The organism is Streptomyces sp. NPDC058295 (genome assembly GCF_042880655.1).
Lineage (GTDB): Bacteria > Actinomycetota > Actinomycetes > Streptomycetales > Streptomycetaceae > Streptomyces > Streptomyces coriariae.
Genome location: NZ_JBHVYO010000037.1, coordinates 41,810 through 66,317 on the forward strand (window position 1 = coordinate 41,810; position 24,508 = coordinate 66,317).

Genomic DNA, 24,508 nt, shown 5'->3' on the forward strand with positions numbered 1-24,508 from the left:
GTGTCCCCCCGTGGCTGCCCGCTAGGCGCTGTGGACGCCCACCTCGTACAGCGAGTATCCCCAATCGGTGCCCCGGTCCAGGCCGTGCACCCGGACGTAGCGGGCGGGGGTGCCGGTGAACCGGGCCGTGTCCAGGCCGCCGTCGCCGGAGGTGGTGGACCAGGCGGTCGTCCAGGTGGTGCCGTCGGTGGAGAGTTCGACGCGGTACGACTTCCCGTACGCGCGCTCCCAGTCGAGGGTGACGCGGGAGACCAGGTTGGTGGAGCCCAGGTCGACCTGCCACCACTGGTCGTCGCTCCAGTCGCTGGCCCAGCGGCTGGTGTCGTCGCCGTCCACGGCACGGCCGGGCTGGTAGCTGGTGAACGGGTTGGACTCGGACGAACCGGCCGTGGCGCTACGGCCCTTGGCGAGGTCCACCGAGGCCTGGTGCTGCTCGGTGGAGCCCCAGGTGCCGAGGTAGGACTCGGCGCCCCGGAAGAGGTCGTCGACCACGTCCTGTCCCGCGACGAGCCGGATGTCCTCGATCCAGTCGGGGATCAGGCCCACGTCGGCGGCGCCGTCGGTGTTGTAGTCGAAGGTGCGGGTGCCGACGGTCTGCCGGTCGATGACGGAGCCGCCGTCGACGCTCTTGAAGGGGTACGTGACCTTGTTCGCGGCGTCGGCTCCGCGCGGGGCGGGGTGGTCGCCGATGCCGTTGAAGTCGGTGCCGTAGCCGTAGCCGACGCCGTACTTGTCCCGCAGCGCGTCGGTGCGCTCGGCCTCGGCACCGAAGCCCTCGGAGCCGTGCATGTACTGGGCGACGAAGCCGCCGAGGGAGTAGACCCGCTCGGTCCAGTTCAGGTCCATCCAGCTGTGCGAGGACAGCACGCCGGGGTAGTTCGCGGCCTCGAAGATGTCGAGGGCCTGGCCGGTGGCCTTGACGCTCATGTGGTCGATCTCGAGCATCATCTTGCGCTTCATCATGCCGCGCACGGCGTACTCGCCCAGGGCGGTGAGCCCACGGGTGTTGCACTGGGCGTCCGCGTCGTACGAGGGGACCTCCGTGCCGGCCGGCAGGTCCGCCTCCGCCTCGGAGGCCGCGGTGCCGATGGGGTTGTCGCGCTGCGGTCCGGTGCACTTCTCGGTCTGCCAGAAGGTGCCGGTGGACAGGAACTGGCCGACGTTGATGGCCGTGCCCAGGCCGCCCTCGTCGAAGCGGACGCCGCACAGCGCGTTGTCGAACTTGTGGCACAGGAACATGCTGCGCACGCCCAGCGCGTACAGCTCGTCCAGCCCCTTGTCGACGTCGGCCTGGCTGCACTGCGCGATGTCGAAGATCTGCTTGCAGCCGAACGGTTCGGAGGTCTCGACGCCCAGGACGACCGCCAGCTTGCCCTGCTTGATGACCTCACGCGCCTGAGCGCTGTCCAGGACGATCCGGAACCAGCCCTTGCCGGTGCCGCCGTACATCTTGTCGATGTAGGCCTGGAGGTCGTACGTCAGCTTCGCCTGGAGGCGGATCGACGTCATCTCGTCACAACTGCGGTCCTTGAACGGATAGACGGAGCAGATCATGCCGTTGGTGACCAGGTCGTTGACCAGCACCCGCTGGCCGCCGCGCCAGGCCCGCTCCACCCAGGCGTAGTAGTTCGCCTGATGGGTCATCGAGTCGTAGGCCGGCCAGTCCTTGAAGGTCGGCCAGCCGGCCGGGTCGTGCTTGCCGTCGCCGCCGTGGGTGATGTAGTCGAAGAGCGCGAGCGTGCCGTCGGGGTAGTGCTCGGGACAGTCCTTGAGCGCGTCGGCGATCCCGGCCTCGGAGAACACCTTGCCGCAGATGAGCCGGCCGCCGAAGGCCTCGTTGGAGAACAGGTGGTTGTGCGCGTCGACGAACCCGCGCACATCGCCCGCCGGGTCGGTGCCGGTGAACGGCTCGCCGGTCACATTGACCTGGGAGTCGGGGGCCGGCCTGGCCGTGGGTGTCCACCAGTCCGCGCCGGCCGCCGAGCTCGGTGTGGGGCCGAGGACCGTGGCGAGCACGAGAAGGAGCAGCGAGACGACGGTGACATCTCGGCGTCTGCGGTACGGGCGTCCGGTCATGGTCATAGCCCACGTCCCTCGGTCGGCGGGAAGGCGCGGTCGACGAGGGCTTTTTGACTGCCCATGAGATTGTCATGACCGACGCAAGATAGTGCGACGAGGATCGCGACAGATCCCTACCGAGTCAAGGGTCCGGGACGCTTGACCTGATAGCCGACGGGCCCGCGCGCGGCGCAAACTTCCCACGCCCGCCTTTCAGTTGCGCGGGAAGCACCGCGGGAGCACTCCCGCACCGGCGCGCTTGCACGTTCAGGTGCTGACCCACAGGAGCGCGCCCCGCCGCCTCCGCTCCGCCCCTGTCCCGCTTGATCAACCCGTCCCACCCGGTCGAGGGCAGCGCGGGCGGGGTCGTCCTCGCCTCCTGCAGCTGGGCCGACGAGCCTCCCGCTGGGACTCCCTGGACGACGAGGCGCACTACCCGCACACGCCCCGGGCGGACTCCAGCAGGTCTACGGCCAACGCGTCGAGGTCTTCCGCACGGGGGCGGGCGGCACCCAGAGCCGCCTGCGCGATCCCTACGCCTACGGGGAGGCGTCCGTCCTGCTCCCCGGCCGGTACACGCAACCGCTGAGCGCCATCCGCTCCGCCGAGGGCCCGCTGCTCTTCGCGGGCGACCACACCTCGGTCAAGCCGTCGTGGATCGAGGCGCGCTGGAGCCGGGGGTCCGGGCCGCGTGGGAGGCGCACGGGGCATGGGACGGCCCGAGGTGTTTTGAACGCGTTCAAATAAGAGGTAGGGTCCCTTCCGACAAGAGGGGGCCTTACTCATGAAGATCGTGCTGCCCGGCGGGACCGGGCAGGTGGGGACCGTGCTGCGGCGCGCGCTGACCGCGGCCGGACACGAGGTCGTGGTGCTGAGCAGACGGCCCACGGGTCACGGCGAGATCCGGTGGGACGGCCGCACCCTCGGCCCCTGGGCCGAGGTCGTCGACGGCAGTGACGTCGTGGTCAACCTGGCCGGGCGCAGCGTCAGCTGCCGCTACACACCGGACAACCTCCGGGCGATGATGGACTCCCGGGTGGACTCGGCCCGGGTCGTCGGTGAGGCGATCGCCGCCGCCGCGCGGCCCCCGCGGGTCTGGCTCCAGATGAGCACCGCCACCGTCTACGCCCACCGGTTCGACGCCCCCAACGACGAGGCCACCGGCGTGATCGGCGGAGCCGAACCCGGCGTCCCGGACTACTGGGGCTACAGCGTGGACATCGCGACCGCCTGGGAGCGCGAGCAGGAGATGGCCGACACCCCGCACACCCGCAAGGTCGCCCTGCGGGCCGCGATGGTGATGAGCCCGGACCGGGGCGGGGTGTTCGACGTGCTGTCGCGGCTCGCCCGGCTCGGCCTCGGCGGCCCGGTCGCGGGCGGCCGTCAGTACGTGTCCTGGATCCACGACCACGACTTCGTCCGCGCGGTCGAGTTCCTCGTCGCACGCCACGACCTCGCCGGACCGGTGAACCTGGCCGCCCCGGCCCCCCTCCCCCACCGCGCGTTCATGCGCGCGCTGCGCGGCGCGTGGGGGGTCCCGGTGGGTCTGCCCGCGACGAAGTGGATGGCGGAACTCGGCGCCTACGCCCTGCGCTCGGACACCGAACTGCTCCTCAAGAGCCGGCGTGTCGTCCCCGGCCGGCTGCTCGACGCGGGCTTCGCCTTCGACCGGCCCGAGTGGCCGGAGGCCGCCGCCGACCTCGTACGACGGGTGCGAGGCCGTTGACGGGCCGCGCGGACGTGCACAGGGGTCACGTCCGCGCGGCTGTTCTCGATGGGCGTCAGCTCGTCGCGCGGACCGCGTCGAGGATCAGCTCCGCGACCGCCTTCGGCTGCGACACCGCGACGGCGTGCGAGGCGCCGTCGATCTCGACGATCGTCGCCCCGGCCCGCTGGGCGCCGAAGCGCTCGACCTCGGGGTTGATGGCCTCATCCGCACCGGCGATCAGCGCCCAGGACGGCCTGGTCTGCCAGGCGGCCGCGGTGGCGGTCTCCTCGAACGCGGCGGCGGCCAGCGGGCGCTGGGACGCGGCCAGGATCTTGGTGACGCCCGCGGGCAGGTCGGCGGCGAACACCGACGGGAAGGCGTCCTCGGTGATGGTGACCTCGACGGCCGGCTCGCCGCCCGGCACCGGGTACGTCCACTGCTTGAGGTTGCTGACCAGCGTGGAGAGCGGGAAGCGGCCCTGGAGCTCGCCGAGGCTCTCGCCCTCCGCCAGCGCGTAGGCGGCGACGTAGACGAGGCCGACGACGTTCTCCGTGGTGCCGGCCACCGTGATGAGGGCGCCGCCGTAGGAGTGACCGACGAGGATCACCGGGCCGTCGATCTGAGCGGCGAAGGAGGCGACGTACGCGGCGTCGGAGGCGAGGCCGCGCAGCGGGTTCGGCGGGGCGACCACGGGGACGCCGTGGCCCTGGAGTTCGGCGATGACGCCGGACCAACTCGCGGCGTCCGCGAACGCTCCGTGGACCAGGACGACGGTGGGGGTAGTCATAGCGGTGTGTCTCCTGAGGGTCAGACGTGCAGGGCGTCGCGCAGGGTGCCGACGGCGAGCGTGATGGCGGCCTCGGCGGCGTACGTCGGGCGCAGCGCGTTCAGCATCACGAAGTCGTGGATGATGCCCTGGAAGCGGACCGCGGTGACCGGGACACCGGCCGCGCGCAGCTTGTTCGCGTACGCCTCGCCCTCGTCGCGCAGCACGTCGGCCTCGCCGGTGATGACCAGGGCCGGGGGCAGGTCCTTGAGCTGCTCGGTGGTGGCGCGCAGCGGCGACGCGGTGATCTGGGCGCGCTCGGCCTCGTCGGTCGTGTACTGGTCCCAGAACCACTGCATGCCGTCGCGGCGCAGGAAGTAGCCCTCCGCGAACCGGTGGTAGGAGCCGGTGTCGAAGCTCGCGTCGGTGACCGGGTAGAAGAGCACCTGCTGGACCAGCGGGACGCCACCGCGCTCCTTGGCCATCAGGGTGAGGGCGGCGGTCATGTTGCCGCCGACGGAGTCACCGGCGACGGCGATGCGCGTGGCGTCGAGGCCCTTGGACGCGCCCTCCTCGACGATCCACCGGGCGACCGCGAAGTTCTGCTCGATGGCGACCGGGTAGCGGGCCTCGGGTGAGAGGTCGTACTCGGGGAAGACGACCGCGGCCTCCGCGCCGACGGCGAGCTCGCGCACCAGCCGGTCGTGGGTGTGGGCGTTGCCGAACACCCAGCCCGCGCCGTGGATGTAGAGGATCACCGGCAGGGTGCCCTCGGCCCCGGCCGGCTTGACGATCCGGGCCCGGACGCTGCCCGTGGGACCGCCGGAGACGGTGATCCACTCCTCGTCGACCGCGGGCTTGTGGATCTCACCGGACTGGACCTCGTCCACAGCCTTGCGCCCCTCCGCCGGCGGCAGGTCGAAGAGGTACGGCGGGTTGGCGGTCGCCTCGGCGAACGCCGCGGCCTCGGGCTCGAGCACCGGCGTGACCGGCTCGACGACGTCGGACATGGCATCTCCTGCTGTATTCGATGTGCGTTGTTCGATGTGCGCTGTTCGATGTGCGCTGTTCGAAGTGCGTTGTCTTGCTCCGCCACGCTAGATCCGCCGAGCGGACGGGATGTGTCCGCCCGTGCACCGACGCTGTGCTCACAGTGCACAGAAGCCTTCTCCCGGGTGGGCACGGAATTCTTCCGACCACGAAAGGAAATGCGAGAACACGATTCTGCTCCGCGGGGTGAACAACCGTTCATCACGGCCGCGTTCAGCGGTGACCGCTCCGCGCGCCTCTCCCCGCGGTGTCCCGCCATTCGCGCGGGGACATGCCGTAGGCCGACCGGAAGACCCGGCTGAAGTGCGTGGCGCTCAGGAAACCCCACCGGGCGGCCACGGCCGCGATGGTCCGGCCGCCGCGTCCGTACCGCAACAGGTCGCGTCGGCACTCCTCCAGGCGGCGGCGCAGAATCCACCGGCCCACGCTGGTGCCCTCGTCCTTGAACAGCTTGTGCAGATAGCGCACGGAGATGTGGTGGGCACGCGCGATGACCTCCGGGGACAGGTCCGGGTCGGTCAGGTGCAGTTCGACGTACTCCAGGACGCGACCCAGCACCGGGGAGTGCGCGCCGGGTGTACCCGGGGCCGCGGCTCCTCCGGGTGTTCCGGGTGTTCCGGGTGTTCCGGGTACCGCTGTGCCCAACTGCTCGGCGGCGAGGGTGGCCAGCAGGTTCACCGCGTTCCAGGCGAGCATCTCGCCGACCTGAGGCCGGGCCTCGGCCGTGGCCCGGGCCAGGTCGGACAGCAGCGGCGACAGCAGGGTGCCTAGCCGGGAGGCGCGGGCCACCGGTGTCCGCGCGATCCGCCGCACGTCGGAGTCCACCAGCCCGAGCAGGTCGGCCGGGACGAGGAACGTCGTCGCCCGGAACGGCTCGCGGAAATCGAGCGCGGGCGGGCGCCGGACGTCGTAGAAGCAGACGTCCCCGGGCGCCAGACGCAGGCCGGGGGCATCGGGCGGCTCATGGGCGGGAACGGGGGCAGCGGCGCGGGGGGAAGCGGTGTCGGGGGCAGCGGTGTCGGGCCGCGCGCCGCCGCGCAGGCCGACGAAGAGGTACTCGCCGGCGTCACGGGCGAGCAGCCGGTGCGCGGGGTGCGGCGAAGCCTCGCCCGGCAGCCGGGCGGGCGTGTCCACCCCGGCTGTGATCTCGACACCCAGAGGCGTCCGGACCACGGGCGGGGCGAGGGTGCGGGCACTGTCACAGGTACTGGTGGTGCTGGTAGTGGGCATCTTCCGCCGTAGCCTCCGGGGACCGTCCATCACGTCGTCCGGACGGTAGTTCGGCGGATGTGCAAAAAGAGTGACAACGAAGTGACAGCGCCTTCACCGGCCGCGTGGCCGGCCCTCCGCGGCGGCGCGTTCCGTGGCGAAGACCCGCAGCAGGTCGTGGAGGGTGTAGCGGCCCGGCGCGGGCTCGGTGAGGAGGTGGGCGTCGGCGAGCACGCCGAGCAGCTGCCGGGCCCGGCGGACCGGCAGCCCGGCGAGCGCGGCGGCCCCGGCCGCGGTGATGTCGGGCCCTTCGTGCCGGGGCAGGAGCCGGAAGAGCCGCGCGCTGTCCGTCTCCAGGAGCCGGTAGGAACCCAGGAAGGCGTCGCGGGTGGCGGCGAGGGCGTCGAGAGTGCCGTGCGCCTCGCGCAGTGCGGCGGCCACCGCGGCGAGCGGGAAGTCCCGTCGGCTGACAGCGCGGGCGGCGACGGTGGCCAGCGCGAGAGGCAACCGGCCGCACCGGGCGACGATCTCGTCGGCGGCCCGGGGTTCGGCGGCCACCCGCTCGGCGCCGATCCGCCCGGCCAGCAACGCGTGCGCCTCCTCGGCGGGCGGGGTTGCGAGGCGGAGCGGCCGTGCTCCCGAGGCGACCAGTCCGGGCAGGGCATGGCGGCTGGTGACCAGCGCCAGGCAGCCCGGCCCGGTGGGCAGCAGCGGGCTCAGTTGTCCGGTGCCGGCGGCGTCGTCGAGGACCACGAGGACGCGCCGACGCGCGAGGAGGGTGCGGTACATGCCGGTCAGGGCGTCCAGCCCGTCCGGCATACGGGGCTCGGGCACGCCGAGCGCCGCGAGCATTCCGCGCAGCGCGTCGGCCGGCTCCACGGCGGGCCGGGCCGGATCGGAGCCACGCAGCGCCACGTACAACTGCCCGTCCGGGAAACGGTCGGTGGCCCGGTGCGCCCAGTGCAGCGCGAGGGTGCTCTTGCCGATCCCGGCCATCCCACCGACCAGCACGACCCCCGCCGCCGGGTCGGCCGCCCGCTCCAGCCACTCCGACTCGACGACCCGCCCCACAAAGGAGGGAAGGGCCGACGGCAACTGGGCGGGCCGCACGAACTCCCCGACGCCTCGCCCCTGACCGGCGGGGTCACCGGTCATACGGCCGGGACCGCCCACCTCGGCGGCACGGGCAGGCCCGGAGGCAACAGCGGCCGTGGTGCCGGCAAGCCCGAAGGCAACAGCAGCCGTGGTGTCGGCAGGCCCGAAGGCAACAGCCCTGTTGTCGGCAGGCCCAGGGGCAACATCCCTGGTGTCGGCCGAGCCTGGGCTCGCGGGACCCGGACCGGCAGGACGGGGGGCGCTGAGTCCCTGGACGGTGGGACCGGAGTCGACGTCTGCGAAAGCGGGAGCCCCGCAGTCGGTGAGATGGCACGCGCAGAGTTCCGGGGCGGCAGCCCCGGCAACCCCAGCGGCAGCGGCCCCGGCAGCGGCGGGTTTTGGGGCGGTGACCCCGGCAGCGGCGAGCCCTGCGGAGGCAGCATCGGCCCCGGCAGCGGCACGCCCTTCGGCAGCAGCCCCCGGCTGGGGCGGCCCGAAGGCGGCATCGCCCGAAGCGACCGCGCCCACGCCGGAACCCTCAGGGCCGGGAATCCCGATGCCGGGGGCCTCGACGCAGGGGGTTCCGGTGCCGGGGATCCCGGTGCCGGGAGCCTCCACGCAGGGGGTTCCCGTGCCGGGAGTTCCGGTGCCGGGAGTTCCGGTGCCGGGCGTTCCGGTGCCGGGCGTTCCGGTGCCGGGCGTTCCGGTGCCGGGCGCTGCAATGCCAGACGCCCCTGGGCCAGGCGCTCCAATACTGGGCGCCCCGGTGCCAGGCACCCCGACACCGAGCGCCCCGCTGCCCCTGCCCCCGACACCGAGCGCCCCCGCGCCCGGCACCCCGGTGCCAGTTGTTCCGAGAGTGCGGCTTGCGTTGGTGGCGGGGGCAGGGGCGGTGAGTCCCGGGGTGGTGGGCTCGGGTGGGCCCGAGGTCGTGGGGGCCGAAGTCATGGGCCCCGGGGTCGTGGCGGCCGAGGTCGTGCAGACCGAGGTCGTGGTGGTCATCGTGGTTTCGATCGGTCGGCCGAGGTGGACGACGGGCCCGCTCTTGAGTCGGTGTCCGACGTCCTGACGGAGTACCCGCGTGTGGGCCGCCGCCAGTTCGGTGCCCGGGATGAGGCCGAGGTCGCGGGCGAGCCGTCGGCGGATGTCCTCGTACGCCCCCAGCGCTTCCGCCTGGAGTCCGCAGGCGGCCAGGACCAGCACCAGCCTGGCGTGCAGCGACTCGTCGAGGGGGTCGTGCGCGGTGGCCCGGCGCAGGGCCGGCAGCGCCTGCTCGGCCCGGCCGCACAGCAGCGCCGCGTCGGCGGCCAGCCGGGCCGTCTCGAGGAGTTCCCGTTGCACGGCCGTGAACTGGACGTGTTCGCGCGCGGGCGCCGGGATCCCCATCGCCACCGGCCCACGCCACTCCCCCAGCGCCAGGACGAACTGCCGGGCCGCCGTCTCGGCCCGTCCGGTGGCCGCCGCCCGCTTGCCCTGCCGGGTCAGCTCGCGGAAGCGCAGCAGGTCGACCTCGTCGGTCGCCGCCTCCAGGAGGTAGCCGCCGGTACGGCGCAGCAGACGCCGGCCCGGGGCGCGGGGCGGCAACCCCGGTTCGAGCAGCCGCCGCAAGGCGCCGACGTAACGCCGCACCACGTTCAGCGCGCTGGCGGGCGGCCGCTCGGCCCACAGCACGTCGACGATCTCGCTGGTCGGTACGGTCCGGCCGGCGTGCGTCAGGAGCAGGGCGAGCAGGGCGCGTTGCTGGGGGAAGCCCGGATCGAGCTCCCGCTCCTCCCGCCACACCCGTACCGGCCCCAGCACCTCGAAGCGTGTCACTTCACCCAAGGCGTCGTCCGGTGGCGTGATCGAGCCGGAGCCGGGGGTCAGACCGCACCGGCGTGACCGTCCCGTGCGTTCAGCAGTGCCTCGACCCGCTCGGCGTCGGGATGGTTCAGGCCCCTGAACAGGACCAGGGCGCGCTGCCACGCGGTGCGGGCGCCGTCGTGGTCGCCGGTGGCGAGGTGGGTGTCGCCGACCCGGACCAGGATGTCGGCCTCGACGTAGGGCACGCCGAGGTCGCGCAGCAGAGCGAGGGCGTTGCGGTAGCCGAGGAGCGCGTGCGGGTGGCGGCCGAGGTGGTGGTGGGCGTAGGCGATGCTGTCCCAGGTGGCGGCCTGCCCGTAGCGGTCCCCGAGTTCCTGGAGCATGGTGAGGGCCTCGAAGCAGTGCGTCAGGGCACGCCGGTACTCGCCGAGCTGAGCGTGGTACCAGCCGACCGAGTTCAGCACGCTGGCCTGCGCGGCGCGGTCGCCGAGCGCACGGAACAGGCCGAGGGCGAACCGGTTGTGGCGCAGGGCGCCGGGCAGGTCGCCCTGCTGGTCGCACTCCCAGCCGAGACTGCGGTGGGTGTGGGCACGGCCCGTGTCGTCGCCCAGCTCGGTGAAGAGTTCCAGGGCCCGCTCCAGCCGGGGAACGGCCCGGGAGTGCAGACCGAGCCGGCCCTCCACCCGGGCCAGTCCACGCAGGCCGCGGGCCTCCAGCGCGGGGTCGGCGAGCCGCCGGGCGGCGTCGAGCGCGGTGCGCTGCACGGCGAGACCGTCGTGCCAGTGCCCTCGCCGGTCGAAGAACGGCTCCAGGGACCAGGCCAGTTGGCAGGCGAGACGTTCCTGCACGGGCTGTCCCGACGCGGCGGCCGTCTCGACCACGGCGAGCAGCACCGCGTGTTCGGCGGTGAGCCAGGCCAGGGCGCGGTCGTCGTCGGCGAGGGGTTCGGGAGGGACCCCCTCGGGCACGGGTGGCGGGGGCAACGGGTCGGCGTTGGGGGCCAGCAGCCGGTCCGCGGCGTGGGCGGTGTGCAGGTAGTGGTGGTGCAGCCGGTTCAGGGCCGCCGCGCGGTCGGCCTCGGTGTGCCGCGCGTGGACGAGTTCGCCGGCGTGGGCGCGGAGCAGGTCGTGGAAGGCGTAGCGGCCGGGACTGTGTTCGGTGACGAGGTGCAGTCCGGTCAGCTCGGCCAGCAGCGGTCGGGTCCGGCGTACGGGCAGGCCCGCAAGGGCGGCCGCGGCCGGCAGGGAGAGGTCGGGGCCGGGGTGCAGCGCGAGCAGCCGGAACAGCCGGGCGGCCTCCGCCGAGACCGCGCGCGAGGACCAGGAGAAGACCGTCCCGACGTCCACGGAGGTGTCGGAGCGGACGAAGGCGTCGAGGCTGCCGTGGGCCTCGCGCAGTTCGGCGGCGACGGCGGCGAGCGGGAAGTGGGGGTGGCCGGCGGCGCGGGCGGCGACGCAGGCGAGGGCGAGGGGCAGTCCGGCACACAGCTCGCTGATCTCGTCGGCCGCCCGGGGCTCGGCCAAGACCCGCTCCGCACCCAGTCGGCGGACCAGGAAGGCCCGCGCCTGGACGGCGTCGAACGGGCGCAGGACCAGGGAGTGGGCGCCGTGGGCGGCGACGAGGCCGGACAGTTCGTCGCGGCTGGTGACGATGGTGAGGCAGCCGGGCGAGCCGGGCAGCAGCGACCGCACCTGCTCGGTGTCCCGCGCGTTGTCCAGCACCACGAGGACCCGCCGGCCGGCGAGCACGCTGCGGTAGAGGGCGGCCTGCGCGTCCACCCTGTGCGGGACGCGTTCCGGCGGTACACCGAGCGCGCCGAGGAACCCCCGGACCGCCTCCCCCGGGTCCAGGACGGCACCGGACGGGTCGAAGCCGCGCAGGTTGACGTAGAGCTGCCCGTCGGGGAACCGGTCGGCGACCCGGTGGGCCCAGTGCACCGCGAGCGTGGTCTTGCCGACGCCCGCCATACCGCCGATGGCGCTGATCACCACGGTGCCGGGCCCGGACCCGTCCGCACCGGACAGCGCGAACGCCGCGTCGAGCTCGACGTCCCGACCGGTGAACGTCGTTATGCCGTGCGGCAGTTGGGCAGGCGGCGGAAGTGCGGACGGTGACGGCGGGCCCGACGCAGGCGCAGGCTCGTGCGTCTGCGCCTGCATGGGGGCACCGTCGGCGCCCGCGTCCTCGGGCACCGCACCGCTCGATCCACCGGACGACCCGGCCGTCGTCTCCCGCACCCCGCGCAGAACCGTGTCGCGCGCGTCGCGCAGCTCAGCTCCGGGGTCGATGCCCAGTTCCTCGGCCAGCCGCGCCCGCACCGCCTCGTAGGCGGCCAGCGCCTCCGAGCGGTGGCCGGCCGCCGCCAGCGCGAGGAGCAGTCCCGCCTGGAGGGGTTCGTCCAACGGGTGCCGCGCCGCGGCCTGTCGGAGGTCGGCCAGGACCGCGTCCGGCCTTCCGGCGCGCAGCGCGGCGTCCGCCGCCTGCCGCACGGCCGCGGGCAGTTCGCGGTCCACCGCGTCGAACGCCGGGTGCGCACGGGCCTGCGCGGGAATGCCGGCGGCGAGGGGTCCGCGCCACAGCGACAGCGCCTCGATGAGGAGTTCGAGCGCCTGCGCGGGTGCACGGTCCGCGATCCGGCGCGCCTCCTCGCGCAGCGCGCGAAACCTCAGCAGGTCGGAGGAGTCACCGTCGGTCACCAGCCGGTATCCACCGGCGTCCCGCACCAGCCAGCGCCCCTCCGCGCGGGCGGCGAGGCCGGGCTCCAGCAGTCGGCGCAGCGAACCCACATGGCGCCGGACGACATTGACCGCGCTGCGCGGTGGAGCCGCTCCCCACAGGACGTCGACGATCTCGCTCACGGCGACCGGACGCCCCGCTCCGACCAGCAGCAGGGCCAGGAAGGCGCGTTCCTGCGGTCCTCCGAGCTCCAGTTCCGCGTCCGCCCGGAGCACCCGAACGGGTCCCAGCACCGCGAACCGCAGCGGCTCCAGCGGCACGCCGTCCCTCCCTCCGGTCTTCCTCCCCGGCTTCGACTGTACGACAGGAGAGGGGTTACCCAGAGTTACGCATGACGCGTTCCGGCTGTTCAGAGAGGGCGACTCGAGCGAAAACCTAGTTGCCCTAGGTCAAAACCTAGGGATACTAGGAAACTGTTCGAGGGCGCAGGGTCCTCGAACACACGACAACCCGACTGGAGCAAGCCATGACCCCGCCCCGGACCGGCACCCTGGCAGTGCCCGGCGCCACCCTCCACTACGAGACCCTCGGCAGCGGACCGGTCCTGCTGCTCATCCCCGGCGGCGCCGCGGACGCCGGACTGTACGCGGGCATGGCACCGGAGCTGGCCACCCGCCACACGGTCGTCTCGTACGACCCGCGCGGTCTGTCCCGCAGCCCTCTCGACGGCCCGGCGGACACTCCACGCGCCGACGAGAAGGTGTCGGTCTGGAGCGACGACGCCCACCGGTTGCTCGAACTGCTCTCCCCCGACGAGGAGGCGGTCGTCCTCGGCTGCAGCTCCGGCGCCGTCGTCGCGGTGGAGCTGCTCGCCCGGCACCCCGAGCGGCTGCGCCGGGTGGTCGCACACGAACCGCCGCTGCTGGAACTGCTGGAGGACCCCGCCCCGCATCGAGCGCTGTTCGCCGAGGTACGCGAGACCCTCCGCACCGAGGGCGCCGACGCCGCCATGACCCGGCTCGGCGAGGGACTGGCGGACGGACCGGGGCGGCAGGCGCCCGCACAGCCCACGGAACTGCCGCCCGAGATAAGGGAGATGGCCGTCCGGATGCACACCAACCTGCCGGTCTTCCTGGGCCGCGTCCTCTGCCCGTTCTCCTCGGCCGTACCCGACCTCGCCGCGCTCCGGTCCGTGGCGCACAAGCTGGTACCGGCCGCCGGACGCGACTCCCGCCGCCAACTCCCGCTGTACGGACCGGCCGCGCGCCTCGCGGAGCTCCTGGGATCCGAACTCGTCGAGTTCCCGGGCGGCCACCTCGGAGCCGTCGAGTCCCCGAAGGAGTTCGCCGACCGGCTGCTGACCGTCCTGGACCGTCCGGCCCGGACCGACCTGCCCTGACCCACCTGACCGGACCGACAGGACCGGCCGGCCGGCCGGTGACGGCGTACCGGTGGCCCGCAGCGGGCCGGTGGACGGACACGTGGGGTCCGGGACGACTTCGCCCCGGACCCCGAGAAACCGTGGAGTGAGTGACCGCTCGTCAGCAGGTGCGGCCGGTGTAGTAGGCGCCCTGGATCTTCGCGGCGGAGCCCAACCACGACGTGCCGGGGCCGACGCACCGCTCGTAGTCGGCCGCCCAGGCCACGTCGACCTTGATGACCACGCGTGAGCCGTCGGACGTGCAGTGGTTGTAGAAGGCGTCGGAACCGGTCTCGTAGAAGCCGCACGGGTCTGCGGCCGCGGGGCCCGCGGTGGCGGCCGTCAGCGCACCCAGAGAGGTGAGGACGAGAGCGACGGAACCGAGGGTGCTGAGCACCGTACGACGAACACGCACAGCGGAACTCCTTGCCGGGAAAATGAGGGTCGATAGAGAGAAAAGCCCAGGTCCGCCGAGGGAACGAGGGCCTGCACCAGGATCGCCGCGTGCCCTCGAAGATGATCGGACGACGGGCCCCGTTCACCCCGCGAATCGTTTCGCCGCTACTCCGTCGGAGTGGTCACCCCCGGAAGGGCGACTAGCCGGGGCGGGGTCCCCGGGATGGCGGGCCGCTTCACCCGGGTGAGCGCCTTGAGTGGTGGAGCGGGGCTCGCTGACTGACGGTGGATCACGTCGGGCCGGGTCGTGTCAGCTGACGAAGTGTCGGCTGCCCGGTCGTGACGGAAGGACCATCAGATGCGTTCAGCTCGCATGATCCTGGCCACCGCGGCGGCTTCGGCCGCCCTCGCCATCGGCGCCCCCGGCGCCTACGCCGCCGGTGACACGGACCACGACGACTCGTCCTACAGCAAGGAGGACAGCTCCTCGTACGGCAAGGAGCACGACAAGGACGAGGACTCCTCGTACAGCAAGGAGGAGGACTCCTCCTACGGCAAGGAGCACGGCAAGGAGGAGCACGGCAAGGAGGAGCACGGCAAGGAGGAGCACGACTCCCCGCACGGCGGCATGCACACCGGCGGCGGCGCCCTCGCCTCGGTGAACGACAGCAGCGACCGCGGTGCGGCGAAGGACCCCAAGTACGACCCCGAGACGTACAAGGACAAGGACACCGAGAACAGCGGTGAGCACGGCAAGGACTCCTGGAACGGCGGCAAGGAGGAGTCCGGCGGCTGGAGCAAGGAGCACGACAAGCCCAGCGGCGGCATGCACACCGGCGGCGGCGCCCTCGCCACCCCGTCGGCGACCGCGGCCGGACTCGGCGTCCTCGCCGTCGCCGGCACCGGCCTCTACGCCCTGCGCCGCAAGAAGACGGTGGGGGGTGTGGCCTGACCCATGCCTGACGCGATAGCGAAGCCGCGGCCGCCACACATGCCCCCTGTGGCGGCCCGGCCCGCTTTTCCGCCGACCGGCTCTCTTCGGCCGAGCCACGCCCGGCCGGGATCGTACGCAGGAACCCCGACGCCCCTGTCGGCCCGTCCGCTTCGCCCGTACACTGACAAATTGTAGACGTGCGGACGCAGTTGACCGGGGGGAGCCGCCATGTCGGGGGACCAGTACGGCAGATACAACGACACCGACCACAACACCTTCCACTACGTTCCGCCCATGCCGTCGGCCCCGCCGCCGGCGCCGGCGGACGGTGCTCGGGCCGTCGCGGTGGCCGTGCTCAACCTCAGTGGTCTGGGCCTGGGTTACGCGCTGGTGCGTCGCTGGGCCCTGATGGCGCTGTGCTGGGTCGCCACCGTCGTCCTGCTGTTCGTGGCGCTGCCGGCCGACCCGGACGGTGTCCCGGGCTTCGCCCTCGTCCTGTACGTCCTGTTCCTCGTCGCGGTGGCGGCGGACGGCGCGCGCGTGGGCCTGCGCACCCGGCTGACGGGTCTCCGGCGGGCGCCGCTCGCGCTCGGACTCGGTCTGCTCCTGCTGGTCGTGCCGGCCGGGGGTGTCGTGCTGTACGACAGCGCACGGGACGAGGCGACCCAGCAGATGCTGCTCGACCGGCTCGACGAGGCCGACGAGCTGGTGCAGGCCGCCGGCGACAAGCCGTTCAACTCGGCCCAGGCCGACTACCGCAAGGCGCTGGGCGTCTACGCGGACCTCAGGTCCGACCACTCCGGTTCCCGGGCGGCCGAGCGGGTGCCCGCCCGGATGAAGGCCTACTACACGACGGTCGGAGCCCCGTACGCGCAGGGCGACTACTGCGAGGCGGTGGAGCCGCTGAAGTATCTGCGGACCGTTCCCGAGAGCCTTCCCGGGACGGATCTCGGGGCACTGAAGACCTGGCCCGACGACCGGCTGGCCACCTCGCTGTACGAGTGCGCGTCGACGGCGCTCACGGCGGGCGAGGCCAACTGGGGGTCGCAGTACGGGGAGCTGCTGACCACCTTCCCCGAGTCGGAGCAGGCCGCGAAGGTCGAACCCGCCGTGGCCGCCGCCGTCGTCCGTACCGAGAAGGACCTGCACGGGGCCGAACCCTGCTCCGCGGTCCAGCGGCTGCGTACGCTCGGCTCCCAGATCGACGGTCTGGAGGCCGGGCAGGCGGACATCGGCGCCGCGCTCGACAAGGACAGCCGACGGGCCACGGCCAGCGCCGACACCGGCACGTACACCTGCGGCGTGGACCAGTACCGGGACGGCGACTTCGAGTCGGCGCAGACGACCATGACCGAGTACGCCTCCGCCCACAAGACCGCCAAGAACGCCGGCCTGGCGAAGAAGATCGCCATAGCGGCGGAGATCGCCCAGACCGTGCCGGCCGCGGGCAAGAAGCTGCCGACGACCCGTACCGGCGGCAGCATCTCGGTCACCGTGCAGAACGACAGTCCGGACGCGGTCACGGTCCTCTTCACCGGCCCGGTCACCGGCAGCTTCACCCTCAAGGCCTGCGGCAGCTGCAAGGCGTACTCCTTCAGCAGCACCATCAACCCGTCGTTCGAGCCGTGCAACGACAGCGGCAAGAACTATCCGCAGCGCACCATCAGCCTGCCGGTCGGCACCACGTTCTTCCTGCACAAGCCGAACGGCGACAGTTCCGCCACGCCCGCCTCGGACACGGCCAAGCTCGAGTCGGGCTACATCTACACGGAGTGCGCCTACACGACCCAGAGCCTGGGGTCGGGCCTCTGAATTCTGTGTGAAAAACCGGAGGATTTCCGCCCGCTGAAATGCTGTCAGCAGCGCACTTGATTACCTGTGGGTCGCATGTGACGGGTGATAAGGTGCGCCGGAATTCTCTCGCGCAGGGCCCCCACACGAAAGCCTTGAGATACTCCATGAACGACATAGTGGCGGAAACGCCCGTGCATTCCTTTGCCCCGGGCGGTCGGCGCCGGCACCGCAAGGCCAAGCAGAGCGGTACCGGCGTCCGGCGCGCGATCGTGCTCGCGCTGGCCCTGCCCGTCACCTCGGCGGCCCTGGCCGGCCCCTCGGCGTTCGCCGCCGAGAAGGGCATCGGCACGACGGCCAAGGACACGACGGCGGGCCGGACGCTCGACGCGGACGACCAGCAACTGGTCGTCAATCTCGAGGCCCGCGTCGCCGACCCGCGCCTGGGGTCCGAGGTCAGCGGTGTGGTCCTGGACTCCGAGTCGGACACCACCCTGTGGGACCACAACGGCGCGACCGCGCTGATGCCGGCGTCCAACACCAAGCTCGCCACGGCGACCGCCGCCCTGACCGTGCTCGGCCCGAACCACACGTTCACCACGAAGGTCGTCTACGGCAACGGCACCCTGACCGTGGTCGGGGGCGGAGACCGTACGCTGACCAGCGCCGACCTCGCCGAGCTGGCGAAGACCGCGGTCGCCGGGCTCAAGGCGGCGGGGCTGACGTCGGTGAAGGTCGCCGTGGACGACAGCCTCTTCGGCGCACCGACCCTGGCCAACGGCTGGAACACCGGCTACTACCCCGACTCCGTCGCCCCGGTGCGCGCCCTGGTCGTCGACGGGCACGGAGTCCAGGACACCTCGATCGACGCCGGGCAGGTCTTCGCCCAGCAGCTCACGGCGGCCGGGGTCACCGTCGACGGCGCCGTCACCCGCGCCGAGGCGAGCCCGAGCGACGTGCCGGTGGCACGGCACCGGTCGGCAGCGCTGTCGGCGATCGTCCACAAGATGATCAAGGTCAGCGACAACAACATCGCCGAGACCCTGCTGCGGATGACCGCACTCGGGGCCGGCCGCCCGGCCACCTTCGAGGACGGCACGGACGTCGTGCGCAAGGTGCTGAGCCTTCGGTACGGCGTTTCCCTCGACAACTTCGAGATCCACGACGGAAGCGGCCTTTCGCGGGCCAATCGCATTCCGGCCGCCACCCTCGCGGAAATCCTCGAACTGCTGACGGAATCGCGTTACTCCGCCACCCTGGGTTCCATCCTCGACGGGCTGCCCGTCTCCGGCGAGGCCGGCAGCACGCTCGGTCCGGAATGGGGCCGCTTCGACGACGTGAACTCCCGGTGCGCTGTCGGCAAGGTGCACGCGAAGACCGGCACCCTCACCGGAGCCATCGCCCTGAGCGGTCTGACCCAGGGCAAGGACGGCAAGTGGAAGGTCTTCTCCTTCATCGAGAACAACTCCACGGCCAACCCGAACGACATCAAGGACGCCATGGACGGCCTCGCGGCCACCGTGAACGGCTGCTGGGCGTAACGAAGACCCCTGCGCGACGAGCGGGCCGGTCCCTCCGGGGGCCGACCCTTTCGCGCGTCGTGGTCCGGCCCTTCCGTCGGTTGTGAGCCACACCACGGGGAAACGCTGCCGTTTCGATGACTTCGAGGGCTAGTCTGGCCAGCAAGTGAACGAAACCGTTTCGTTCATGAGAGGCGTACGCCCCCCACTCGCATGGAGAACACAGCCATGGCCTCCGTACTCATCGCCAACGACCAGTCCCTTCAACGCGTCGGCCTGCGCATGCTGCTGACCGCCGAGCCCGACCTGACCGTCGTGGGCGACACGGCGAGCGGGGCCGAAGCGGTCCGGATGAGCGCCGCGCTCCGTCCCGATGTCGTCCTGCTCGGCGGCCGGCGCCCCGAGACGGACGACATCGAGACCATCCGCCGCATCGCCCACCCGCCACACCTCACCGCGGTCCCCGCCCCCGCCGGACCGGTCGGGGAGCCGCCGCGCATCCTGGTGCTGACCTCCACCGGTGACGAGGGGTACGCCTACGCCGCCCTGCGCGCCGGCGCCGGCGGATTCCTCCTCAAGGACGCCACACCCCGCGAACTGGCCGCGGCCATCCGCGTCGTGGCAGCCGGAGACGCCGTCATCACCCCCGAGCTGACCCGCGCGCTCATCGACACCGTCCGCCATGAGCGCGCCCCGCGCCCCGGCGAGCGGGCCGTCGGACTCGACTCCTTCACCGGGCGCGAACGCGATGTCCTCGTCGCCGTCGCCTCCGGCTGGTCCAACGCGGAGATCGCCGCACGGCTGTCGATCGCCCCGACCACGGTGAAGTCCCACGTCAGCCACATCCTCGCCAAGATCGGCGCCCGCGCCCGGGTCCAGGCGGTCGCCTTCGCCTACGAGTACGGCCTGGTGCGCCCGGCGGCCTGACGACGACCGCCTTCCCGTCCCCCTCTGTCCCTCCCCCGCGGCCCCGTACCCCGCCTTCCGGGTACGGGGCCGCCGGGCGGCTAGCCGCGGTCGCGTTGGTGGACGCGGGCCAGGAGCAGGTTGGGGTCGCTCCGGGTGAAGTACGCCGCGCTCGGGACGTAGACGGACCGGCCGCGTACGGCCACCGAGGTGGGGTTGGACAGGCCGTCCTTCCGGGTGAGGACGACCCGGTGGGTGCCGTCCGGGCGGACCTGGGTGAGCTCGCTGCCGCCGGTCAGGGCGGCGAGAACCGTGTCGCGGTGCCGGTCCACGAACGCGAAGTCGTCGATCGCGTAGAGGCCCTTCGCGCGGGTCTCGATGGTGCCGGCGCAGCCGCTCTCGCGCACGGGGATGCGCAGGAGCGTCCCGGTGTTGGTGTTGGACACCCACACGGCGTCGCGGTGGATCCGGAGGCCGTTGACTCCGACGCGGGCCGCGGGCCGTGGGTTGGTCGGCTCGAGCGCGGCTCCCGTGGCCCACGCCTTGGGCTTGCCGCCCGAGGTCGGGACGCGCCAGACGGTGCCCAGCACCGAGTCCGCGACGTAGAGCACGCCCCGGCGCTCGTCGAGGGCGAGGCCGTTGGGCAACCCGGTCGGCGGCAGCTGTGCGATCTGCCGGGGCTTGCCGCCGCCGGAGGGGATCCGCCAGATACCGGTCGCGCGGGTGCCCGTGGCGTAGTTGACGTACAGGGTGCCGTCCTGTGCGCGGGTGATGCCGAGGACGACGGCCCTGCCGACGACGGGTGTCTGCGCGTTCGTCACGGCGGGCAGGGTCGCGAGGACCCGCGTCCTGCCCTGCCGGGTGACGTTGGCGACCTGCCGGGCGGTGGAGAACGTCAGGTCGGCGGAGCCGTCGGGTTCGAGGGCGATGTTCTCCGGTGACTGGCCCTTGGCGAGGTCGAAGTGGGCGACGACGCGCGGAGCGGAGACCGCCGGCTCGTCTCCGACGGCGGGGGTCGTGGCGAGCAGGCCGAGGGCCAGGGCGGCTGTGGTGACGCCCGCCGAGCGGGGGACTCGAAGCATGGGACCTACCTTGCGGGGAAGCCGGAAACGCCGCCGTGCGGCGGCCAGACGACCATGGCGGTGGGTCGGCGGCCGCCGCCGCAGTCGTGGCCGGGGGATCGCCCGCGTGGCCCAGGGCATCGACCCGCCTGCCGCTCACCCGGGTGACCCGGCCATGCAGCAGACTGTGCGGTGCGGACAGCGGTCCCGACAGCCGTCCCGACGGCGACCCGCCCGGACGGACACTCACCCAGAAGGAAGCACAGCGTGATCATCTTCGGCACCAAGGGATACCTCTACCAGCTGGCGATACTGACGCTCGTGTGCGGCCGTTGCGGCAATCCCGCCGCGCACACGCTGCGCAAGCGGGTCACGAAGTTCACGCTGTTCTTCGTGCCGCTGTTCCCGATCTCGACGAGTCACACGACGCAGTGCACGTTCTGCGGGGCCGAGCAGAAGCTGACCAAGGAGCAGGCGGAGCAGTTGACGGCGCAGGCCGCGGGCGGCGTCGGCGGCCAGGCGTACGGCCAACCGCACCAGCAGCCGCACCAGCACTGACGGCCTCGACGGCGGCTCAGCGGGTGAGTCCCGCCTTCGCGCAGGCCGTCAGGAGCTCACGGGTGCAGATCTGAGCCGTCGTGTACAGGCCGTCCTTGACCAGGGTCCGCCCGATGTCACGGGCCGTCACCGGACGCGGCTGGAGCAGGACGGCCGGGATGCGTTTCGTGGTGGGGCTGTCGACGGTCGTGGTGGCGCTGTCCCGGGGGTCCTCGCCCCGGCCGACGGCGACGGCCATGGCGGCGACCGCGGCGGCCTCCTTCGCGAACGGCTTGTAGACCGTCATGTACTGCTCGCCCTTGACGACGCGCCGCACCGCGTCGAGGTCGGCGTCCTGGCCGGTGACGGGCGGAAGGTCGGTGACGCCGGCGCTCTTGAGCGCGGCGACGACGCCGGCGGCGATGTTGTCGTTGGCCGCGAGGACTCCGTCGATCCGGTCCGGGCCGAGGGCCGCGATGGCTGCGGACATGTTGGTGTGGGCGTTCTGGGTGCTCCAGTCCGGGGTGTTGTACGACCGGGCGATCCGCACCTCGCCGGTGAGGACGGACAGCGCGCCCTTGCGGTACGACTCCGCGTTCGGGCTGGTCGGATCGCCGTTCATCATGACGACGTCGTCGCTCGCGGCTCTCTGCCCGGGCTTCAGTCCCAGGGCCTTCAGGATCGCCTCGCCCTGGAGTCTGCCGACCATGAGGCCGTCGAAGCCGATGTAGCCGGTGATCGGGCCTTCGGCGAGGCGGTCGTAGGCGATCACCGCGACACCCGCCCGGTCCGCCTCCTGGATGGAGGAGCGCATCGCCCGGGTGTCGGCGGCGTCGAGGATCAGGACCTTGGCCCCCTTGGTGATCATGGAGAGCATCTGCTGCCGCTGTCGGGTGACGTCGTTCTCGGCGTTGGCGTACTCCGTCCGGCAGCCGGGGCAGAGCTTCCTCACCTGCGCCTCGATCAGCGGTCGGTCCGCGTGTTCCCAGCGCGGGACCGCGCGGCTGGGCAGCAGCAGGCCGACGGTGAAGTCCTCGGCGGCCCCCTGGCCGTCTCCGCCGCAGGCGGCCAGGGGCATCGTCAGGAGCGCCGCGGCGAGCACCGCGACGACAGCCCTGCGGCGCGTCCTCACGGCACTCCCTCCGGCACGGCGATCTCGCTCCACACCTGTTTGCCGCCGGCCACCGGGACCGACCCGAAGGCGTCCGACATCGCCTCGACCAGCAGCAGGCCCCGGCCGCCGGTCGCCTCCCAGTCGACGATCACCGGTTTGGCGGGCGCGCGCGGCGAGGAGTCGCTCACGGAGACGCGCACCCGGTCCCCGCGCAGCACCAGGTCCAGTCGAACCGGCCCCTGGGTGTGCACCAGGGCGTTGGTGACGAGTTCGGAGACGACCAGCAGCACCGCGTCGGCCGCCTCCTGGACCTTCCAGCGGCGCAGGGTGCGCGCGGTGAAGCGGCGGGCGTGCATGACGGCGTCCGGAAGCCGCCACACCATCCAGCCGGCCCGGATCGGCCGGGTCTTCATGCCGTCGTAGCGCAGCAGCAGCAGCGCCACGTCGTCCTCCCGGCGGCCGTCGTCGCCGAGGAGTTCGTCGGCCATCTTCCCCGGGTCGGCGGGGTCGGCCGCGGCGAGCGCGCGGCGCGTCCGGCGCATGCCCTCGTCCAGGGGCAGGTCGGCGGCCTCGACCAGACCGTCGGTGACCAGGGCGAGGACCGTGCCGGGCGCCAGTTCGACGGCCGTCATGGGGAAGTCCGCCTCCGCCAGGATGCCGAGCGGGGGGCCGCCCGCCACCTCGACCTCCTCGGTGGAGCCGTCGGGAAGACGCAACATGGGGGCGAGGTGCCCGGCCCGGACGAAGAGGACGTTGCCCTCCTCCAGGTCCAGTTCGGCGTAGCAGCAGGTGGCGAACAGGTCGGTCTCCATGCCGACGAGGAGCCGGTTGGCGTGCGAGACGACCACGTCGGGCGGGTGGCCCTCGATGGCGTAGGCCCGGACGGCCGTACGCATCTGGCCCATGATCGTCGCGGCTCCGGCGCTGTGCCCCTGGACGTCTCCGATGACCAGGGCCACCCGGTCCTCGGAGAGGGCGATGACGTCGTACCAGTCGCCGCCCACCTGGAGCCCGCGTCTGGCCGGCAGATAGCGGGCGACGGCGGTCCCGCCGGGCAGTTCGGGCAGGCGCCGGGGCAGCAGGCTGCGCTGGAGCATCGTCGCGAGTTCCTGCTCGGCGTCGTGCGCGTGGGCGCGCTTGAGGGCCTGGCCGACCAGGGCGGCGGTGGCGGTGAGCAGGGACCGTTCCTCGGGGGCGAACTCGTGCGGCCGGTCCCAGCCGACCATGCACACCCCGGCGACCTGGCCCTTGGCGGGCAGCGGCAGCACGGCCAGTCCCCCGGCGCCGATCCCGGCCAGGCCGGCTTCGAGGGCCGTACCGGCGGGCCAGAGGTCCATCCGGCCGTCCCGCAGGGCCGCCTGGAGGGTGGGCAGGGCGCGCAGCGGTGCGTCGGGCCACTCCGTGCGCCACTCGGTACGCCACACGTCCGGCCAGGCGCCGGGCTGGGGCGGGTCGAGGGCGGTGACCATGACCCGGTCGTCCTGGACCGCGGCGAGGGCCACGTGGTCGGCGGCCAGCGGCTCACGCAGCGCGGCGACCACCACGCGGCCGACGTCGCGGACCGTCGCGGCGTCGTCGAGGGCGGCCGTCAGCCACTGGATCCTGGAGACGTCGTCGCCGCCGCGGCGCAGCACCGGGGTCGCCGTCACCACGCCCAGGACCTGTTGCGGCCCGTCGCCCGCGCCCGGCTCCGCCCGGCAGCTCAGGCTCAGCCAGCGCATCTCGCCGGTGGGGCCCCGGACCCGGAACTCCAGGTCCCGTCGGCCGAAGGCGTCGGTGGTCATCTCCAGGACCGACATCAGGGCGTGCATATCCTCCGGGAGGGCGTGCGCGAGCAGGGTGTCGACCTTGCCGTCGAAGTCGTCCGGTGTGATGCCGACCAGTTCGAGCAGGGTGTCGTCGGCCTCGATCAGGCCGGTGTCCGGGGAGAGGACGAAGGAGCCGACGCGCAGGCTGCGCAGGGCGGGGCCCAGCAGTGGAGTCGGGATCGGTGGGGCCGCGCCCGGCGGGAGGAGGGCCGCGACCGCGTCGGCGTACCGCTCCAGGAAGCGGCGCTGTTCGACCTCGAATCCGTCCGGGGAGGCACCCAGGACGAGGAGGCAGCCCAGCCGGCTGCCCTGGATGCCGAGGGGCAGCGCGCCGAGCGGGGTCTCGGCGGTCAGCCACAGGGGGTGGTCGGTGCGGAAGGCGCGCGCCGCGGGCGAGTCACCGGACAGCGGCAGCCGCTCCGGCGGTGCCGGTCCGGAAGGGACGCTTCCGGAGGTGTCCACCAGCTGAAGCTCGCGCGTGCCGACCTCCGGCGCGTAGACCGCCGCCAGTGTCGCTCCGGCGAAGGTCAGGGCCCGGTCGAGGCATGTCCGCAACGTACCTCCCATCCTGCCGCAGGTGCCGACAGGTTGAGATCGGGGCACCCACCCACCAGAATCGCATATAAGGATCAACCGAACATATCCACTGCTATCCA

17 protein-coding genes and 1 pseudogene are annotated in these 24,508 nt (G+C 72.7%); 8 read left to right on the forward strand and 10 right to left on the reverse strand.

The features are described from left to right. Positions 1 to 21: 21 nt before the first annotated feature. On the reverse strand, positions 22 to 2,082 hold the full coding sequence (locus ACFVYS_RS31985; RefSeq protein ID WP_389507721.1) for a discoidin domain-containing protein: 2,061 nt from the start codon (positions 2,080 to 2,082) through the stop codon (positions 22 to 24). Between the two features lie 299 nt (positions 2,083 to 2,381). Here ACFVYS_RS31985 and ACFVYS_RS31990 point away from each other — a divergent pair. Together ACFVYS_RS31990 and ACFVYS_RS31995 are read left to right on the forward strand one after the other, a co-directional pair. Further along, positions 2,382 to 2,846, forward strand: a pseudogene (locus ACFVYS_RS31990) (FAD-dependent oxidoreductase); the annotation flags it as partial. Beyond that, positions 2,843 to 3,784, forward strand: coding sequence for a DUF1731 domain-containing protein (locus ACFVYS_RS31995; protein WP_389507723.1), 942 nt, complete (start codon positions 2,843 to 2,845; stop codon positions 3,782 to 3,784). The pseudogene ACFVYS_RS31990 and the gene ACFVYS_RS31995, both read left to right, overlap by 4 nt. Positions 3,785 to 3,839: 55 nt before the next feature. Here the strand turns inward: ACFVYS_RS31995 and ACFVYS_RS32000 are convergent, their stop codons facing one another. From ACFVYS_RS32000 to ACFVYS_RS32020, 5 genes are all read right to left on the reverse strand, one after another. Beyond that, a complete protein-coding gene (locus tag ACFVYS_RS32000; RefSeq protein WP_389507725.1) occupies positions 3,840 to 4,553 on the reverse strand; it encodes an alpha/beta fold hydrolase in 714 nt (237 codons plus the stop codon). 20 nt (positions 4,554 to 4,573) lie between these two features. Continuing rightward, entirely contained in the window at positions 4,574 to 5,542 is a 969-nt protein-coding gene (locus tag ACFVYS_RS32005; protein WP_389507727.1) for an alpha/beta hydrolase, read from the reverse strand. Between the two features lie 253 nt (positions 5,543 to 5,795). Next, positions 5,796 to 6,812, reverse strand: a complete 1,017-nt coding sequence (locus ACFVYS_RS32010) for a helix-turn-helix domain-containing protein (RefSeq protein ID WP_389507729.1) — start codon at positions 6,810 to 6,812, stop codon at positions 5,796 to 5,798. A gap of 93 nt (positions 6,813 to 6,905) precedes the next feature. After that, positions 6,906 to 9,701, reverse strand: coding sequence for a BTAD domain-containing putative transcriptional regulator (locus ACFVYS_RS32015; protein ID WP_389507778.1), 2,796 nt, complete (start codon positions 9,699 to 9,701; stop codon positions 6,906 to 6,908). A gap of 47 nt (positions 9,702 to 9,748) precedes the next feature. Continuing rightward, entirely contained in the window at positions 9,749 to 12,685 is a 2,937-nt protein-coding gene (locus ACFVYS_RS32020; protein ID WP_389507731.1) for a BTAD domain-containing putative transcriptional regulator, read from the reverse strand. A 206-nt stretch (positions 12,686 to 12,891) separates the two neighbouring features. Here ACFVYS_RS32020 and ACFVYS_RS32025 point away from each other — a divergent pair, with 206 nt between their 5' ends. Beyond that, positions 12,892 to 13,764 (forward strand): alpha/beta fold hydrolase, encoded by an 873-nt coding sequence (locus tag ACFVYS_RS32025; RefSeq protein ID WP_389507733.1) that lies wholly within the window; start codon positions 12,892 to 12,894, stop codon positions 13,762 to 13,764. 142 nt (positions 13,765 to 13,906) lie between these two features. Here ACFVYS_RS32025 and ACFVYS_RS32030 read toward each other — a convergent pair whose 3' ends face one another. Then, positions 13,907 to 14,200 (reverse strand): DUF6355 family natural product biosynthesis protein, encoded by a 294-nt coding sequence (locus tag ACFVYS_RS32030; protein ID WP_389507735.1) that lies wholly within the window; start codon positions 14,198 to 14,200, stop codon positions 13,907 to 13,909. Positions 14,201 to 14,539: 339 nt separating this feature from the next. Here ACFVYS_RS32030 and ACFVYS_RS32035 point away from each other — a divergent pair, with 339 nt between their 5' ends. The 4 genes from ACFVYS_RS32035 to ACFVYS_RS32050 all read left to right on the forward strand — a co-directional run bounded on the left by ACFVYS_RS32035 (position 14,540) and on the right by ACFVYS_RS32050 (position 19,353). Further along, on the forward strand, positions 14,540 to 15,133 hold the full coding sequence (locus tag ACFVYS_RS32035) for a hypothetical protein (RefSeq protein WP_389507737.1): 594 nt from the start codon (positions 14,540 to 14,542) through the stop codon (positions 15,131 to 15,133). 210 nt (positions 15,134 to 15,343) lie between these two features. Continuing rightward, positions 15,344 to 16,927 carry a hypothetical protein gene (locus ACFVYS_RS32040; protein WP_389507738.1) on the forward strand — a complete coding sequence of 528 codons (1,584 nt, stop codon included), beginning with the start codon at positions 15,344 to 15,346 and terminating at the stop codon, positions 16,925 to 16,927. 146 nt (positions 16,928 to 17,073) lie between these two features. After that, on the forward strand, positions 17,074 to 18,447 hold the full coding sequence (dacB, locus tag ACFVYS_RS32045; protein ID WP_389507740.1) for a D-alanyl-D-alanine carboxypeptidase/D-alanyl-D-alanine-endopeptidase: 1,374 nt from the start codon (positions 17,074 to 17,076) through the stop codon (positions 18,445 to 18,447). Positions 18,448 to 18,654: 207 nt separating this feature from the next. Next, positions 18,655 to 19,353 carry a LuxR C-terminal-related transcriptional regulator gene (locus ACFVYS_RS32050; RefSeq protein ID WP_389507742.1) on the forward strand — a complete coding sequence of 233 codons (699 nt, stop codon included), beginning with the start codon at positions 18,655 to 18,657 and terminating at the stop codon, positions 19,351 to 19,353. 80 nt (positions 19,354 to 19,433) lie between these two features. On the opposite strand, the gene ACFVYS_RS32055 is transcribed toward ACFVYS_RS32050, so the two are convergent. Further along, positions 19,434 to 20,414 (reverse strand): hypothetical protein, encoded by a 981-nt coding sequence (locus ACFVYS_RS32055; protein WP_389507744.1) that lies wholly within the window; start codon positions 20,412 to 20,414, stop codon positions 19,434 to 19,436. Positions 20,415 to 20,660: 246 nt separating this feature from the next. Between ACFVYS_RS32055 and ACFVYS_RS32060 the strand changes: the two genes are divergently transcribed. Further along, a complete protein-coding gene (locus ACFVYS_RS32060; protein WP_389507746.1) occupies positions 20,661 to 20,951 on the forward strand; it encodes a zinc-ribbon domain-containing protein in 291 nt (96 codons plus the stop codon). A 16-nt stretch (positions 20,952 to 20,967) separates the two neighbouring features. Here the strand turns inward: ACFVYS_RS32060 and ACFVYS_RS32065 are convergent, their stop codons facing one another. Both ACFVYS_RS32065 and ACFVYS_RS32070 read right to left on the reverse strand, forming a co-directional pair. Next, the gene (locus tag ACFVYS_RS32065; RefSeq protein WP_389507748.1) at positions 20,968 to 22,062 is read right to left on the reverse strand and encodes a substrate-binding domain-containing protein; all 1,095 of its coding nucleotides are present in this window, start codon (positions 22,060 to 22,062) and stop codon (positions 20,968 to 20,970) included. Further along, on the reverse strand, positions 22,059 to 24,419 hold the full coding sequence (locus tag ACFVYS_RS32070) for a SpoIIE family protein phosphatase (protein ID WP_389507750.1): 2,361 nt from the start codon (positions 24,417 to 24,419) through the stop codon (positions 22,059 to 22,061). The genes ACFVYS_RS32065 and ACFVYS_RS32070 overlap by 4 nt, the downstream gene beginning before the upstream one ends. Positions 24,420 to 24,508: the final 89 nt, after the last annotated feature.

Bases quoted from the DNA above. Each gene is read 5' to 3' on its own strand.
- ACFVYS_RS32055 (WP_389507744.1), bottom strand. From the start codon at position 20,414: ATGCTTCGAGTCCCCCGCTCGGCGGGCGTCACCACAGCCGCCCTGGCC.
- ACFVYS_RS32050 (WP_389507742.1), top strand. From the start codon at position 18,655: ATGGCCTCCGTACTCATCGCCAACGACCAGTCCCTTCAACGCGTCGGC.
- dacB (WP_389507740.1), top strand. From the start codon at position 17,074: ATGAACGACATAGTGGCGGAAACGCCCGTGCATTCCTTTGCCCCGGGC.
- ACFVYS_RS32025 (WP_389507733.1), top strand. From the start codon at position 12,892: ATGACCCCGCCCCGGACCGGCACCCTGGCAGTGCCCGGCGCCACCCTC.
- ACFVYS_RS32070 (WP_389507750.1), bottom strand. From the start codon at position 24,419: ATGGGAGGTACGTTGCGGACATGCCTCGACCGGGCCCTGACCTTCGCC.
- ACFVYS_RS32000 (WP_389507725.1), bottom strand. From the start codon at position 4,553: ATGACTACCCCCACCGTCGTCCTGGTCCACGGAGCGTTCGCGGACGCC.
- ACFVYS_RS31985 (WP_389507721.1), bottom strand. From the start codon at position 2,082: ATGACCATGACCGGACGCCCGTACCGCAGACGCCGAGATGTCACCGTC.
- ACFVYS_RS32010 (WP_389507729.1), bottom strand. From the start codon at position 6,812: ATGCCCACTACCAGCACCACCAGTACCTGTGACAGTGCCCGCACCCTC.
- ACFVYS_RS32040 (WP_389507738.1), top strand. From the start codon at position 15,344: ATGTCGGGGGACCAGTACGGCAGATACAACGACACCGACCACAACACC.
- ACFVYS_RS32035 (WP_389507737.1), top strand. From the start codon at position 14,540: ATGCGTTCAGCTCGCATGATCCTGGCCACCGCGGCGGCTTCGGCCGCC.
- ACFVYS_RS32005 (WP_389507727.1), bottom strand. From the start codon at position 5,542: ATGTCCGACGTCGTCGAGCCGGTCACGCCGGTGCTCGAGCCCGAGGCC.
- ACFVYS_RS31995 (WP_389507723.1), top strand. From the start codon at position 2,843: ATGAAGATCGTGCTGCCCGGCGGGACCGGGCAGGTGGGGACCGTGCTG.